The following is a 15,540-nucleotide window of genomic DNA, read 5'->3' as shown; positions in this document are numbered from 1 at the left end:
CGCCGCTAATAAAGTTTTAACATACTCTTTCTCTATCTTTGACTTCAGGAACACTTTAATTTTTCTTAAAGAAGGTATGCTGAAAGAGCTAATAAAATCCAGAGGGGTGAAACAGAAGTGGTTGGCTGCCAAACTGGGTGTGTCGGAGGTGACGGTGAGCAACTGGTGCAGTGGTAAGACAATACCTAACGATGACCACCTGGAGAAATTAAGTGCTATCCTGGATGTGGAAGCAAATGTGCTGAGGAATAGCAATGGATAAGAAGAACAGGTACAGACTGTCGTTTACGGCAGCTTCTCTCAGGGCACCCGAGATGGCAGAGATGGCGAGAAGGTATAGCGAAGAGGGGCCGGAGAGTCTTACAAAGGAGTCGATGTTGAAGGGGCGCAGCTCTAAAACGGCTGTCAGGGAGTTGATCGAGCTGAAGCTTAGGATAGCTACACTGACGGAGCAGCAAAGGCAGCTATTGGCGCAGGGTGATGTGCTGGTACAGAAGCAGATGGCCTTGCTGACAGTATGCAAGCTATACCCTTTTATCCGCGACTTTGTGGTGGAGGTGCTGCGCGAGAAGGCGCTGGTGTTTGACTACCAAATAACAGAGGGGGAGTTTACTACCTTCTTCAGACGGAAGAGTGAGAATCATCCTGAACTGGAGGCGCTGGCCGATAGTACCAAATATAAAATAAAACAGGTAACCTTTAAAATGCTGGAACAGGCCGGACTGATCGACGACATCCGGACGAAGAAGATCAACCCACAGCTGGTGGATGGCAAAGTGGTAAGGGCCGTGGTGGAAGAGGATCCGCAGTGGCTCAAGATTTACCTCTTGCCGGACAGCGAAGTGGACAACAGCAAAAACAACTATGCATAATATTGCCGAAGGATTTGATCACCTGTACCAGGTGATCAGCACAGACGACTTCCTGGAGATGCGCTCGCTGGGAGGGGAGATTCCTTTCTTTATAGCTCAGCACGAGGCCAAAGACCAGCCGGAAGTAGACAAAGCCATCAAAGGACTTTGCAATAAACTCGAGAACCGGGGTATACCGGTGTTGGAGATAAACCTCTACGACATTGCCATGGAGATACTGGAGCAGGAACTGGGGCCTGGGGAAATCTTTGAGCTGGAGCGGCAGATGGATAAGGACGAGTTTAAGGAGGCGCTGCAGTCGGTGCTGGACATTAACCTGATGCTTATTCCGCGCATAAAGGAGCTCGTGGACGGCAGCCGCGCCAGGGTATACTTCCTCACAGGTATAGGACTGGTTTTCCCTTTCATCCGCTCGCACAATGTGCTCAACAACCTGCAGAACGTGGCCAAAGATGCCCCGACTGTGGCGTTCTTCCCAGGCAAATACAACGGCTACTCTTTAGAGCTTTTCGGCCTGCTCAAAGACGACAATTATTACAGGGCCTTCAACATCGACAAATACAAACTTAAGGTATGATAGTACGCGACATATTCGAAAGAGAGATTAACCGCCCCATCGAAACCGTCATTAAAGCGGATGACCGTGATCATGTGTTTCAGGAGGTGGATGAGTATGTGGTAACCCACGAGGTGGCCAAAAAGGTGCGCGAGTTCTTTGCGGCCTACAACGACTATCACGGTGCCAATGGGGTCTGGATCTCGGGCTTCTTCGGGTCAGGTAAATCGCACTTGCTCAAGATTCTCTCTTATGTGATGGAGAACAAGAAAGCCGAGGGGCAGAAACTCGGCGAAATGTTCGCCGGCAAGATAAAGGACGATGAAATGCTAAAAGCCGATGTGCTGCGGGCCATGCGTATACCTTCGGAGTCGATCCTGTTTAACATAGACCAGCAGGCTCAAATCACGAGCAAGCAGCAGGAAGATGCTATTCTGCGTGTGTTCTACAAGGTATTCAACGATCACCTGGGCTACTTCGGCGGGCAGCCGCATGTGGCGGACTTTGAGCACTGGCTGGCAGGAGAGGGCGTATATGCCGACTTCCTGCAGCAGTTTGAGAGCAAGACAGGTGAGCCCTGGACCAAAGGCAGGCTAAAGTATTTCTCTCCACAAATAAAAGAGACTGTAGACGAGGTACTGACTGATTTGCTCGGGCAGACGACCGAAGGATATAAAAACATCATCGACACGTTGCGCAAGGACAGCGCCATCTCGATAGAAGACTTCTGCAGCAAGGTGTACGATTATATCAAAACCAAGCCTGCCGGTTTCCGACTCAACTTTTATGTGGACGAGGTGGGGCAGTACATCAGCGACAATACCAAGCTGATGCTCAACCTGCAGACCATCGCCGAAACACTGGCCGTTAAAACCAAAGGACAGGCCTGGGTGCTGGTAACCTCTCAGGAGGATATTGAGAAAGTGGTGGGCGACATGAACAAGTCGCAGCAGAATGACTTTTCGCGCATTCAGGCCCGCTTTAAAATAAAGGTGCCACTTACCTCTGCTAACGTGGACGAGGTGATTGAAAAGCGCCTCTTACTCAAAAAACCGGAGGCCCAGAAGGAGCTGGCCGGTATCTGGCACAAAGAGCACTCGAACCTCGAGACGCTTCTTTCTTTTTCGGAAGTGGGCGTGCAGTTCAAGGGCTTCCGTGAAGAGGCAAACTTCGTCAATAAGTACCCCTTCGTGCCGTATCAGTTCGATTTGTTCCAGCAGTGTATCCGGGCGCTGTCGCACCACAACGCTTTCCAGGGCAAGCATGCCTCGGTAGGGGAGCGCTCCATGCTGGGCGTGTTCCAGGAGGTGGTGCGCAACATGACCTCGCAAAGCACCAATGCGCTGGTGACCTTCGATATGCTCTATGAAGGTATACGCTCTACCATACGCGGGGAGGTGCAGAACTCCATCACGCTGGCTGAGCGCAACCTCGACGATGCCTTTGCCGTGCGCGTGCTCAAGGCGCTCTTCCTAGTGAAGTACTACATCAACTTCAAGACCACCAGCCGCAACGTGTCGGTGCTGATGATTGACAACATCCACATCGACCTGAAGGCGCATAACCAGCGCGTACTCGATGCCCTGAACTTACTCGAGGCGCAGACCTATGTGCAGCGCAACGGCGAACTCTACGAGTTCCTGACCGACGACGAGAAAGACATAGAGCAGGAGATAAAGGAGATTATGGTGGATGAGAGCGCCGTGAATACCATGCTGAACGAACTGGTGTTCGATGAGGTGATTCGTGATACCCGCATACGCTACGCCGACAATAAGCAGGACTATGAGTATACCCAGAAGATAGATGGGGTGCTGATGGGCCGCGAGAAGGAGCTGGTGATAAACGTCATCACGCCGAACAACGACAACTACGATAACCCCGACATGCTGCGTGCCCAGACGCTGGGCTACAATACCATGATGCTGGTGGTACTGCCAGCTGACGAGCGCTTGCTCAAAGACGTACGGCTATACCTGAAAACGAGCAAATACATTAAGCAGAGCCAGTCCACAAACAACAAGGAGGTGGTGAAGCGTTTGCTCTACGAGAAAGGTGACCAGAACGGCAAGCGCCGCCAGACGCTGATTGCGCTGGTAAAGAAGCTACTAGGCGAGGCGACCATTATGCTCAACGGCAGCAAGCACGAAATGGGCAACACCGTGGATGGGCGCACTAAGGTGATTAACGCTTTCCAGGATCTGATCAAGATTGCCTACCCGAGCCTGCGCATGCTGGGCACGGCAGCCTACTCCGAAGACACCATCAAGCAGACCATCCGCAGCAAGCAGGACGACCTGTTCAACAACGATGACAACACGCTGTCGGAGCCGGAGGGGGAAGTGCTTAACTACATCAACCGCCGCAAAAAGCAGCACGACCGCACTTCGCTCACCGACCTGAAAGACCACTTTGTGAAGAAGCCCTATGGCTGGTACCCAAATGCGGTCTGGGCGATGGTGGCCAAGCTCTACAAGCGCGGCAAGATTGACATGCGACAGGATTCCAACCTCCTCACCGACGAAGAGGTGCTGCATGCGCTCACCAACAACCGGGTGCAGGGTAATACTTTGCTGGAGCCTTACGAAATGGTGGAGCCTGCCAAGCTGAAAGCGCTGAAGGAGCTGTACCGCGATCTGTTTGACCAGGTATGCCCGGCTTCGGAGGCGCGTGATGTGGCCAATGCTTTCCGGGAGAAACTGGTGGAGGAGTGGCGCGACCTGCGCAACCTGGTGACGCAGAAAAACAGCTATCCGTTTCTGGCTTCGCTGGAGCCGCTGCGCGATACCATGGAGAAGCTCACCAAAAAAGAGCCGAACTACTTCCTGGCGAACATCAAGGACTACGAAGACGATTTGCTGGATGGCAAGGAGGAGCTTCTGGATCCTATCCGTCGCTTCTGGAACAGCGAGCAGCGCAAGATTTACGACGAGATTAAGGTTTTCCTGAACGGCGACCAGTCTAACTTCGAGCACATTGACGGCAACGAGTTGCAGACGCTCAAAGAGGTATACCAGCACAGAAAGCCATACGCTGGCACAGGTATACGCGATGCCAAAGCCGCCATGGACAGCCTGCGCGACAAGGTGCTTGACAAGCTGGAAGAAGAGAAAGATAAGGCCATTGCCCGTGTGGAGCAGCACAAGCAGGACATCAGCAACGATACCGACTTTGCGACACTAAGCCCATCGCAGCAGCAGAGCTTGCTGCAGCAGCTGGACGCCGTGAGCAAAAAGATACGCGACAACCACTACATCTCGAACATCAGGCACTACGCCAACAGCACCAACGACCTGAAGGTAAGCTTGCTGAACCAGATACAGCAGCTCCTGCCAAAGCCGGTGCAGCCGGCGGCTATACCTGTCAGCGGCAATGGGCATAGCAAGACGGTCGTGAACGAGAAGCCGATTGAGTACATCCCGAAAACAAGGGTGTCGGTGCGCTTCCGCAAAACCACCCTCGAAACAGAGCAGGACGTGGAAGAATACCTGAACTCCATGCGCGAAGCATACCTCAACGAGATTAAAAACAACAAGCGAATTACCCTGTAACCCATGAATACAAATAAACTGAAGCGTTTTGCACAGGAGGCCCGCAAGAAACTGATAGCGCAGGTGGGGGCCAAGCTGGAGTACGTGCTGCATACCGATAGTGCCGAGCTGCGCGAGAAAGCCGCGCAGGTAAAGGCCCTGAAAGACGAGCTGGGCCGCAGCAGCAAAGAGCAGCTCACCGAGAAGGTGGCCTATACCTGGTTTAACCGCCTGGTGGCGCTCCGCTTCATGGACGTGAACGAATACCAGCCGCTCGACATCCGGGTGATTTCGCCGAAAGAGGGCTATACCTTTCCGGAGTTGCTGGACGCGGCCAAGCAGGGACACATACACGAAGACCTGAAAGTGAACGCCCAGCAGGTATACGACCTCTTGGATGGCCGCGTGCCGGGCGCCAACCCGCAGAACGAGGCCTACCGCATTCTCCTGATTGCGGCCTGCAACCACCTGCACACGGTGCTGCCTTTCCTGTTTGAACGCATAAACGACTATACCGAGCTCTTGCTGCCCGACGACCTCACCAGTGAGTTCTCCATTGTGCACGATGTGCGTGAGGGCATGGCCGCCGCCGACTGCCAGCAGGTGGAGATTATCGGTTGGCTGTACCAGTTCTACATTTCCGAGAAAAAGGACGAGGTGTCTGCCTCCAAGGCCAAGGTAAAGAAAGAAGACATACCGGCCGCCACGCAGCTCTTTACACCGCGCTGGATTGTGGAGTACATGGTGCAGAACACCGTGGGCAAGCTGTGGCTGCAGAACAAGCCCAACTCACGCCTGCGCGAGCACATGCCTTACTTTATAGAGTCGGCTTCGCTGCAGAGCGAGGACTACCTGAAGATTAGCTCGCCGGAGGAAATCACTTTGCTGGACCCGGCTTGCGGCTCGGGGCACATTCTGGTGTATGGCTTTGAGTTGCTCTCTAAAATTTACGAAGAAGAAGGGTATAGCGCCAGCGAAATTCCGAAGCTGATTATCGAGCGTAACCTCTTCGGCTTTGAGATAGACGAGCGGGCGGCGCAGCTGGCCGCCATGGCCCTGATGATGAAAGCCCGCAGCTACCAGCGCCGCTTCTTCCGGAAAGGCGAGGTGCCGCAGCCGCACATCCTGTGCTTCCAGGACCTGAAGCTGAACGAGCAGCAGGTAAGCGCTGTGCTGGCAGGTATAGGCACCAAGCCATCGGACGAGCTACTGCACGACCTCAAAAACATGCGACAGGCCACCAACCTGGGCTCGCTAATTGTGCCGCATGCAGGGCTTCCGGAGATTGATAATGTGCTGCGAAAAGTAGAGGAGAAACTGAGCCAGTCTGATATGTTTGTGCAATTTGAGTTGCAGCAGTTGAAAAGTATTCTGGAACATTTAAGTTTGCTAAGGCAGGAATATAGCTGTGTAGTTGCTAACCCCCCATACTTAGGCTCTGGCAAGATGAATGATGAATTAACGGTATGGCTACGGTTAGCCTATCCAAGAGCAAAGGCAGATTTATTTTCTTGTTTTATTGAACGCTCTTTAGGATTTGTGCCAGATTCGGGTTTTAGTGGTTTAGTAACTATGGAGAGTTGGATGTTCCTATCCAGCTTTGAAGAATTAAGGAACTATTTAATAGATAATTCAACAATTCACAGCCTTACCCATTTTGGGTGGTACATTATGCGAATTGCTTTTGGTACTGCAAGCTTCATATTGCAGAATACAAAGCCAGATGATAGGACTAAGGGAACTTACTCTTTTATAGAATCAGATAATATAGTTAGAGAATCTGAGAGACCTAAAGCTTTCCCCGTTACTGATAATGGGAGGTATAAAATAGTTTCACAAAAAGATTTTAAAAAAATACCAGGAAGTCCTTTAGGTTATTGGGTTAATGGAGCACTATCAGAAGCCTTTACCAAATTTGATAGCTTAGAAAGACATGGTGTAGTAAAGCAAGGATTAGCGACAGGAGATAATAATAGATTCTTAAGATTTTGGTTCGAAGTTAATTCTTCGGCTTTACGAACTAGTTTTGAATCAATTGCTTCTTCAGTGACAGAGGAGACTATTTGGGTTCCATATAGTAAGGGTGGTGCATATAGGAAGTGGTATGGGAACAATGATTATGTTGTCTTATGGAAAGACGGAGGTAAATTAATCAAAGAGTTCAAAGATGAAAATGGTAAGGAAAGGTCAAGGTTCCGTGGAGCTAATACATATTTTAAGCCTGCGATAACTTGGAGCTTAACTTCATCAAGTGCATTTGGATGTAGATATAGACCTAAAGGGTTTGTCTTTGATATAAACGGGATGTCTTTTTTTCAGCACAAGGAAGGGGAACATTATTTTTATTTAGGTCTATTAAACTCAAAGATTGCAAGCCAAATTCTGGAAATACTTAATCCAACATTAGCTTTTCAAGTTGGTGATATTGCGTCAATACCAGTAATTAAACCTAAGAAACCGTACTTAGAATCGATTAATCAAGACGTTTTAAAATCTATAGAAATTAGCAAAGCGGAGTGGGATTCTAATGAAACCTCTTGGGACTTTGTATTTAATGATTTGATACGGTTAAAAAATAGCGAATCACTGGAATTTGAAGAAACATATGACTTATTTAGTCAGTTTTGGAAAAATAAGTTTAATCAAATTCTGCAGAGTGAGACAAATCTTAATAATAATTTCATAGAAATTTATGGATTACAAAATGAATTGTCTCCGGCAGTTCCATTAGAGGATATCACCATTCTCAAAGAAGAAACCAGCATTAAAAACGGCGAATTAGTCTTCCACGCCGATGAGGTGATGGCCCAATTCGTGAGCTACGCCGTGGGTTGCATGTTCGGTCGTTATTCGCTGGACAAGCCGGGGCTTATACTGGCCAATCAGGGCGAGACGTTGCAGGATTACTTCCGAAAGCTGGAGAAGCAAGAGCAGGAGGTGTCTTTCCTGCCCGACGCCGACAACATCATTCCGATACTCGACGACGAGTGGTTCGAAGACGACATCGTGGGCCGCTTCCACGCGTTCCTGAAGGTTACCTTCGGCGAGGCCAACCTAGCCAAAAACCTGGCCTTTGTGGAGGAGTGCCTCGGCAAAGACATCCGTAAGTACTTCGTCAAAGACTTTTACAACGACCATGTGCGCCGGTATAAGAAGCGCCCTGTCTACTGGCTTTTCTCTTCGCCGCAGGGCTCCTTTAATGCGCTTATCTACATGCACCGCTATACCCCGGATACGGTCAACAACATCCTCAACAAGTACCTGCGCGAGTACCAGGAGAAGCTGCGCACCCGCCGCGAGCACCTGGAGCGCGTGATGGTGAGCGGCTCTGCCAGCGAGCAGACCAAAGCCATAAAAGAGCGCGACCGCATAGAGCGCTTGCTGTTGGAGCTGCAGGAGTACGAGCGCGAAATCCTGTTCCCGCTCGCCACCGACCGCCTCACCATCGACCTCGACAATGGCGTGCTGGTGAACTACAACCTTTTCGGCAAGGCCCTGAAACTGGTGCCCGGCCTCAACGACCCTAAAACCCAGAAGAAAGTAGCCGAGTTTGACTGGGTGAAAACAGCGCAGGAGGTATGAGCCAGATAGAAGAAACCCTACAGAAGCTTTTCGAAAAACACCGCGTCATTTTCTGGCACGACGAAAAGGAAGAGCTCCGGGACAGGTATGAAGAACTGGTGCTGCCGGGCGTGGAGCGCCTAGAGGTGCAGAACAACGAGTTCTGGATTAAGCACCGCATTGCCCGCCAGCAGCCCGACGGCCTATACCTGATATACCGCACCGGCAAGCAACCCGAAACCGCCGACAACTGGCTGCAAGACCTGGAGCTAGCCCACTACCAGTTCCACACCAACCAGGAGGCCACGTTCCTGCAGGAGCTCGACCTGGACTATGGTTTCAAAGACCTTGTAACCGAGCACATCGAGTTCTTTAAGAGTAAAGACCGCCGCCAGCGACTGAAGGCGCTCCTAGGCAAAGAAGACAGCTTCCGGGACATTCGCTACAAAATGCTGGCTGTGCTGTTCGGCACCAACACCATCAGTCTGCCAGCATTTATACAGGCACACGCCAGTGCCTACAACGACGGCAACGAGCGCCCCGACCGCGAGCTGGAGCGCTATAACCTGGGCAATTTCTATTGGGGACTTATCGGCAGCAGCTTCCGCTACGAAGCCGGGTCGCCGGGCATTTACGACTTTTTGCTGGAGGTGTTCGCGCACGTGTTTTCGCTCACCAAGAGCAGCGGCCTCAGCAAAGACGCCAGCCTGTTGCTCTCCGTCTGGAAAGACACCATCTCGTACCAGGAGGCCTTTAAGGACCTTTCCGCCAAAATAGCCGAGGCCCTGAACGTGCAGGCCTTGCTCGAAGACGCCAACCTCGAAGACATCCTCGAAGATGACCTCTTCCGGGTAATCGACTTCAAAATCATACACGACCTGATACACTTGGTCGTGAGCGAGAGCATAGGCAACGACAAAGCCAACCAAATCATCAAGCGCCGCGAAAACAAATACTGGTACGCCGGCTTCCGCGATTTTTATGCGGCCGTGTCGCATGCCATTGAAGTGATTTCGCTTACCCGCAAGTATGCCGGCACCACTTTTTTCGACATAGAGGAAGGAGCCAAGCGCTACAGCCAGCAGCTATACCTGGTAGATTACCACTACCGGAAATTTATCTGGCACTACCGCAGCACCAACCAGAACAAAGCCCTGGAGCAGCTCTTCGAGAAGGTAGAGAAGGTATACGCCAACGACTGGCTCCTGCCGCTCAACAACAACTGGCAGTCGGCGATAGACGCCGCGCCCGAGTGGCCACGCCTGCCGCGCGTGTCGCAGTCGCGCTTCTTTAAAGACCACGTGGAGCCGGTGCTTAGCAAAGGGCAGCGCATGTTCGTGCTAGTGTCGGATGCCCTGCGCTACGAGTGCGGCTACGAGTACCTGCAGCGCGTGAATGCCGAGAACCGCTACGAAGGCGAGCTGCAGCACATGCTCACGGTGATGCCCTCGTATACCCAGCTGGGTATGGCCGCGCTCCTGCCGCACCAGTCGCTTAGCATTACTCCCGGCTCCGACAAGGTATGCGTAGACGATGTGGCTTGTCTCGGCTTGCAGGGCCGCAACAAAGTCTTGGACGCGCTGTCCGGTTACAAGGCCGTAGGTATACAGGCCGAAGAGTTTATGAAGATGAACTCCTCGACAGAGGGCCGCGCCTTTGTGAAGCAGTACGACCTGATTTACATCTTCCATAACCAGATAGACAAAACCGGCGACGACAAGACCACCGAAAACAAGGTGTTTGAGGCCGTGCACCGGGAGCTAAGCTTTTTGATGGAGGTGATAAAGCGCATTGCCAACATGAACGGCACCAACATGCTGATTACCGCCGACCACGGCTTTATTTACCAGCACACCGTGCTCGACGAGTCCGACTTTGCGCATGTGGAAGTAGAAGGGGAGGTATGGAAAGAGAACCGCCGCTTCATTATCGGCAAAGACCTGAAAGGCAACAAAAGCTCGCGCCACTTCAAGGCAGAAGAGCTGCACCTGCAAGGCGACTTTGATGTACTGATACCGAAGTCCGTGAACCGCCACCGCGTGAAGGGCGCCGGCTCGCGATTTGTGCATGGCGGCGCTTCGCTGCAGGAGGTGGTGATACCGCTGGTGAAAGTAACCAAGAAGCGCCAGGACACTACCCGCCAGGTAAGCGTGGACGTGATTCAGCAGACAAACAAGATTACCACTAATTTGCTGTCGGTATCTTTCCTGCAGACCGAACTGGTAAGCGATGGCATACTGCCAAGAACGATAAAAGCTGCGCTGTACTCCAACGACGGCGAGCTTTTGAGCGACCAGTTCAACTTTATATTCGACATAGAAGAAGGCAGCGAGCGCCAGCGGGAAGTGAAGCACCGCTTCCAGCTAAGCAGCAGTGCAAGCGGCAAGTATAAGAACCAGACCGTGAAACTGGTGCTGGAAGAGCCCGTGGAAGGCTCCTCGAAATGGAAGCTGTACCGCGAGTACCTTTACACGCTCAACATCTCCTTTTCCAACGACTTTGACGACTTTTAGCGATGCGTAACATTAACCACTTGCTCAACACCCATTTCTCGGGTAAAGTAGTCCGGAAAGACCTCACCAAACTTGTGAAGGGCAACGCCATTGTGCCGACCTATGTGCTGGAGTATTTGCTGGGCCAGTACTGCGCCACCGACGTGGAAGACACCATAGCCGAGGGCGTGGAAAACGTGAAGAACATCATCGCCAAACACTTCGTGCACCGCGACGAGGCCCAGATGATTAAGTCCATGGTACGCGAGAAAGGCTCCCACCGCATTATCGATAAGGTATCGGTCAAGCTGAACGACCGCAAGGACGTGTACGAAGCCGACTTCGCGAACCTGGGTCTGAACAAGGTGGTGATTTCGGACATCATCGTGAAGGAGCACAAGAAGCTTCTTTCGAGCGGGGTGTGGTGCATTGTGACGATGGGCTACATGCCCTCCGACGAGCGCGACGTATCGCCCTGGATAATCGACAGCCTGAAGCCGATACAGATTGCCAACATTGATGTAGAAGAGTACAAGGAAACCCGCAAGCACTTCAGCAAAGACGAATGGATCGACGCCCTGATGCAGTCCATCGGTTTGAACCCGGCGGAGTTCTCGTTCCGCTCCAAGCTCCTGCAACTGTCTAGGCTTATACCTTTTGCCGAGAACAACTACAACCTGATAGAGCTGGGTCCGAAGGGAACGGGTAAGTCGCATATCTATTCCGAAATGTCGCCACACGGCATGCTGATTTCGGGTGGGGAGGTGTCCAAAGCCAAGCTCTTCGTGAACAACACCACCGGCGATATTGGTCTAGTGGGCTATTGGGACGTAGTGGCCTATGACGAGTTTGCGGGTAAGGACAAGCGGGCCGACCGCGGTCTGGTGGACATCCTGAAGAACTACATGGCCAACAAGTCCTTTTCGAGGGGTACGCAGGTATACGGCGCTTCGGCTTCCATGGTATTTGTGGGCAACACTGATCACTCGGTGCCTTACATGCTCAAGCACTCCAATCTGTTCGAGGCCCTGCCAAGAGACTACTACGATACCGCCTTTCTGGACAGGATACACGCCTACCTGCCCGGCTGGGAGGTGCAGAAGCTCCGCAACGAGATGTTCACCTCCGACTACGGCTTCATTGTAGACTACCTGGCCGAGGTGCTGAAAGAGCTCCGCAAAGAGGACCATACCTACGCCTACACCGAGTTCTTCGAGCTCTCCGACACCATCACCACCCGCGACAAAACAGCCATCTCCAAGACGTTCTCGGGTCTGGTGAAGGTGATTTATCCGGATGGCGACTTCACGAAAGAAGACGCGCACGAACTACTGGAATTTGCTATCGAGTGCCGCCGCCGCGTGAAAGAGCAGCTGCGCATCATGGACGAGACGTTCGAGGAAGTAGACTTCAGCTATACCTGCAAGGCCAGCCGCCAGAAGAAGGAAATCCAGACGCTGGAGGTAATTGAGTACGGCACGAAAGCAGATGGGCAGGAGCCAGACTTTGAAGACGTTTCTGGACCTATACCGGGAGCGCAACCAGCAGTTGCTGCCGTGCTACAACCCGAAGCCGGCCAAAAGATTATCCGCGACAACCAGACAGGCGTATCCTACGAGAAACTCTTCGGGCTATACCTGCAGGGCGCTACCGACATCCGGCTGACAGACCCTTACATCCGGCTTCCTTATCAGCTGCGCAACTTCATGGAGTTCACGGCCCTAGTTGCCAAAGTGAAAGAAGAAGGGCAGGAGGTAAAGCTGCACCTGGTCACCAACAACAACGAAGACTACCTGGAGAATGCTAGGGAAGCTTTCCACGAAATCACCGACTCCCTGGAGCCACTTGGTATCTTCTTCACTTTCGAGTTTGATGAAAACATTCATGACCGGTCCATTGAGCTGGACAATGGATGGAAGATAGTGCTAGGCCGTGGCCTGGATATTTTTCAGAAGACGAATGGGAGGTGTGATGTAGCGGAGTATTACCAGGAGAAGCGGTTGTGTAAGGGGTGTGAGATTACTTATCTATTTAATTCTAAAGTATAGGTCTATTCAATTATAAGATTGATGTTTTGTTTTATATTGCATCTATTGTAAACTTTAAAGTTGTATCTTGAAACTATGTTTTATACATTTGCGTTAAGGAATGGTAAGTAGAGAGGATGTAAAGAGATTCCTTAGCGATTTCCACACAAAGCTGAGCGTATTCAGTATTCTCTTCCGAGATGAGAGAGGAAAAAATAGCAGAGCCTTGCTTGAGCTCGAGATTACTCCAGCAAGCAGAAGAGAGATTATTGAAGAACTCGAGCTAAATGACTACTGTGAAGGACCGCTGGAGGATACCCTATATGGTGTTGCTCCAATGTGGGTGTTTGGCAAAGTCGTACGCAAAAAAGAGGTCTATATTAAGGTTTCCATGGGCCGGCCGGGCTCCAATGTGATTTGTATTTCGTTTCATGTGGCTGAAAAGCCAATGGTGTACCCTTTTAAAAACAAATAATATGCAAAGCCCAATAACAGGTAAAGAGATGAAGTTGATGATGGAGTCGGCAGAATTGCCGTTCCGCAAAGAGGAGTTTGAGGTAATGTACCATTATTATTTGTGCGAAGACAGCGGAGAGCAGTTCACTGATGACACACTTGATTCCATCAACCTGAACCAGGTATACAACCAGTACCGTGAAAGATATGGCATCCCGTTTCCAGACGAGATCAAGGAGATCCGGGAGCAGTATGGTGTGTCGGCTAGTAAGATGTCATTAATCTTGGGATTTGGCGCCAATCAGTATAGACTATATGAGACCGGAGAGATTCCATCTGTAGCTAACGGCCGACTTATTCTGGCCATTAGAGAGCCGGAGGATTTCATAAAGCAGGTGAAGGCAAGCGAGCATTTGCTGAGCCATTCGGAAACGGAGAAGTTTGAGCAGAGAGCGATAAAGCTTATTGAGCATAGGGAAAAAAATCTTTGGGAACACCTGCTGGTAAGACAGATAACGCATGATGATTTGCCCAGTGAGTATTCAGGATTTCATAAGCCGGACTTCTACAAGGTGGCGCAGATTATCTCATACTTTAGCCAAACGTTGGGAGTCACCAAGACAAAGCTGAACAAGTTACTTTTCTACGCGGACTTCGGCTGCTATAAGCAAACCGGTTACTCCATAACAGGTCTTGAGTACAGAGCGATTAAGTTCGGACCAGTGCCTGCCGAATATGACAAGCTGTACGTGAAGCTACAGGAAGATGGCTTAGTTTCCATTGAGCAGAGGTCGGTAGCAGATTACGTAGCGGAAAGCTTCTCAGGTTTACACCCATTTGATGCTTCCTTGTTTAGTGCTGCAGAGCTGTCTGTTATGGAGAAAGTAAGGTCCAATTTTGGGAAAATGTCGACCTCTGATTTAGTTGAGATGAGCCATGAGGAAGACGCTTGGATTAAAAACCATGAGGAACGGAAACTAATCAGTTACCAGAAGCACGCCTTTAAGCTCAAGCATTTTAGCTAATCCTGCTTCGCCTCTCAGTAAAGCAGTAGCAATGCTTTGGCTTGTGGAAAGGTGACAAGTACCTTACGGTTTATGACAATATGGCTGTATCTGCTCATGCCATTTACACCTAAGTGATAGCATATATCTTTTAGAGTAGAGAATTTAAGGGAATATTAATAATATATAGAAATATGCAAATGTATGGCATATTTCTTGCTTTAGTACAAAAAATAAAACCAGCTCATCTATGCTAGCATAGGTTGCTGGTTTCTTTGGGGTCAGAATCTTGCAGGATTCTGGAGTGAAGTTAGGGACTTCAATAATGGGAACGCAAAGGTAACAATAAGGTTGCAATTTGCAATACCTCTGAATTCTTCACTTGGCTTAGCCAGCCTGCCCTCCCGGCTATCTTCACTTATAACAGTTGCGGTGCGTTTTTGAGCACCACAGGTCATTTGCCTGCACCTCAATAAAGCCAGGCAAAGGTTTTAGAGCTCTTATATGACGAAATAGTAAAACCTGCATATTGGAATCAAAACGGTACATGAGCCAGAGGCATACATGTATCGTGAATTGGCATGGGTAACATCCTTCCATCACGGATACCTGTATCCACAGCTGTGCTGAGGATAGCTCCGTAACACAAGAGGTATGCTGCATCCTGCCATTTAGGATCTGTAAAGCAACGCGTGCTGTCACAGCAATTCTTAGCCATTTAAATGGCCAAGGGATACCCATGCGCTAAGTCGGGCTGTGTGATCTATGGTGATAAATAGCTTTTTAAACGAATCGTTTATGGCAACTAACAAACCGGCCGGAGATGGTCACAGAAAAGGGGCTGTAAGAGAGCGCTCCCAGACTTACAACCCGCAAAACGACCGCTGGGTGAAACGTGATTCAAATACTGGTCGCTTCATGGACCAGAAGTCCGATGGTAGGCCTTTTAAAGGTGTGCGCAAAGAAAAATAGTCCTGCGAGAGCTACTGTTGCGCCTAGGAGTAACTGGCATGAGAGCATCAATTCTCCTGCATTTGGCACT

At 50.6% G+C, this 15,540-nt stretch carries 10 protein-coding genes; all 10 read left to right on the top strand.

Annotated features, from left to right (window positions below):
- The first annotated feature begins 76 nt into the window (after positions 1 to 76).
- The 10 genes from AC5FXQ_RS02575 (at position 77) to AC5FXQ_RS02530 (ending at position 15,470) form a co-directional block, all read left to right on the top strand.
- Positions 77 to 262 carry a helix-turn-helix transcriptional regulator gene (locus AC5FXQ_RS02575; protein ID WP_493600934.1) on the top strand — a complete coding sequence of 62 codons (186 nt, stop codon included), beginning with the start codon at positions 77 to 79 and terminating at the stop codon, positions 260 to 262.
- Positions 255 to 872, top strand: a complete 618-nt coding sequence (locus AC5FXQ_RS02570) for a DUF1819 family protein (protein ID WP_493600933.1) — start codon at positions 255 to 257, stop codon at positions 870 to 872. Before AC5FXQ_RS02575 ends, AC5FXQ_RS02570 begins: the two co-directional genes overlap by 8 nt.
- On the top strand, positions 865 to 1,449 hold the full coding sequence (locus tag AC5FXQ_RS02565) for a DUF1788 domain-containing protein (RefSeq protein WP_493600932.1): 585 nt from the start codon (positions 865 to 867) through the stop codon (positions 1,447 to 1,449). The genes AC5FXQ_RS02570 and AC5FXQ_RS02565 overlap by 8 nt, the downstream gene beginning before the upstream one ends.
- Positions 1,446 to 4,979: a BREX system P-loop protein BrxC gene (brxC, locus tag AC5FXQ_RS02560; protein WP_493600931.1), complete on the top strand. Its 3,534-nt coding sequence runs from the start codon at positions 1,446 to 1,448 to the stop codon at positions 4,977 to 4,979. The genes AC5FXQ_RS02565 and brxC overlap by 4 nt, the downstream gene beginning before the upstream one ends.
- 3 nt (positions 4,980 to 4,982) lie before the next feature.
- Positions 4,983 to 8,540, top strand: a complete 3,558-nt coding sequence (gene pglX, locus AC5FXQ_RS02555) for a BREX-1 system adenine-specific DNA-methyltransferase PglX (protein WP_493600930.1) — start codon at positions 4,983 to 4,985, stop codon at positions 8,538 to 8,540.
- Entirely contained in the window at positions 8,537 to 11,032 is a 2,496-nt protein-coding gene (pglZ, locus tag AC5FXQ_RS02550; RefSeq protein ID WP_493600929.1) for a BREX-1 system phosphatase PglZ type A, read from the top strand. Before pglX ends, pglZ begins: the two co-directional genes overlap by 4 nt.
- A gap of 2 nt (positions 11,033 to 11,034) precedes the next feature.
- On the top strand, positions 11,035 to 13,059 hold the full coding sequence (gene brxL / locus AC5FXQ_RS02545) for a BREX system Lon protease-like protein BrxL (protein WP_493600928.1): 2,025 nt from the start codon (positions 11,035 to 11,037) through the stop codon (positions 13,057 to 13,059).
- 100 nt (positions 13,060 to 13,159) lie between these two features.
- Positions 13,160 to 13,513 (top strand): hypothetical protein, encoded by a 354-nt coding sequence (locus AC5FXQ_RS02540; protein ID WP_493600927.1) that lies wholly within the window; start codon positions 13,160 to 13,162, stop codon positions 13,511 to 13,513.
- A 1-nt stretch (position 13,514) separates the two neighbouring features.
- Positions 13,515 to 14,519, top strand: a complete 1,005-nt coding sequence (locus AC5FXQ_RS02535) for a type II toxin-antitoxin system antitoxin SocA domain-containing protein (RefSeq protein WP_493600926.1) — start codon at positions 13,515 to 13,517, stop codon at positions 14,517 to 14,519.
- Positions 14,520 to 15,296: 777 nt separating this feature from the next.
- Positions 15,297 to 15,470, top strand: coding sequence for a hypothetical protein (locus AC5FXQ_RS02530; protein ID WP_493600925.1), 174 nt, complete (start codon positions 15,297 to 15,299; stop codon positions 15,468 to 15,470).
- Positions 15,471 to 15,540: the final 70 nt, after the last annotated feature.

The organism is Pontibacter sp. LHS1 (genome assembly GCF_058932855.1).
This window is presented reverse-complemented; position numbering and strand designations above follow the sequence as displayed.

Excerpts from the sequence above, each read along its gene's own strand:
- AC5FXQ_RS02535 (WP_493600926.1), top strand. The coding sequence starts at position 13,515 with ATGCAAAGCCCAATAACAGGTAAAGAGATGAAGTTGATGATGGAGTCG.
- AC5FXQ_RS02530 (WP_493600925.1), top strand. The coding sequence starts at position 15,297 with ATGGCAACTAACAAACCGGCCGGAGATGGTCACAGAAAAGGGGCTGTA.
- pglZ (WP_493600929.1), top strand. The coding sequence starts at position 8,537 with ATGAGCCAGATAGAAGAAACCCTACAGAAGCTTTTCGAAAAACACCGC.
- pglX (WP_493600930.1), top strand. The coding sequence starts at position 4,983 with ATGAATACAAATAAACTGAAGCGTTTTGCACAGGAGGCCCGCAAGAAA.
- AC5FXQ_RS02565 (WP_493600932.1), top strand. The coding sequence starts at position 865 with ATGCATAATATTGCCGAAGGATTTGATCACCTGTACCAGGTGATCAGC.
- brxL (WP_493600928.1), top strand. The coding sequence starts at position 11,035 with ATGCGTAACATTAACCACTTGCTCAACACCCATTTCTCGGGTAAAGTA.
- brxC (WP_493600931.1), top strand. The coding sequence starts at position 1,446 with ATGATAGTACGCGACATATTCGAAAGAGAGATTAACCGCCCCATCGAA.
- AC5FXQ_RS02570 (WP_493600933.1), top strand. The coding sequence starts at position 255 with ATGGATAAGAAGAACAGGTACAGACTGTCGTTTACGGCAGCTTCTCTC.
- AC5FXQ_RS02540 (WP_493600927.1), top strand. The coding sequence starts at position 13,160 with ATGGTAAGTAGAGAGGATGTAAAGAGATTCCTTAGCGATTTCCACACA.
- AC5FXQ_RS02575 (WP_493600934.1), top strand. The coding sequence starts at position 77 with ATGCTGAAAGAGCTAATAAAATCCAGAGGGGTGAAACAGAAGTGGTTG.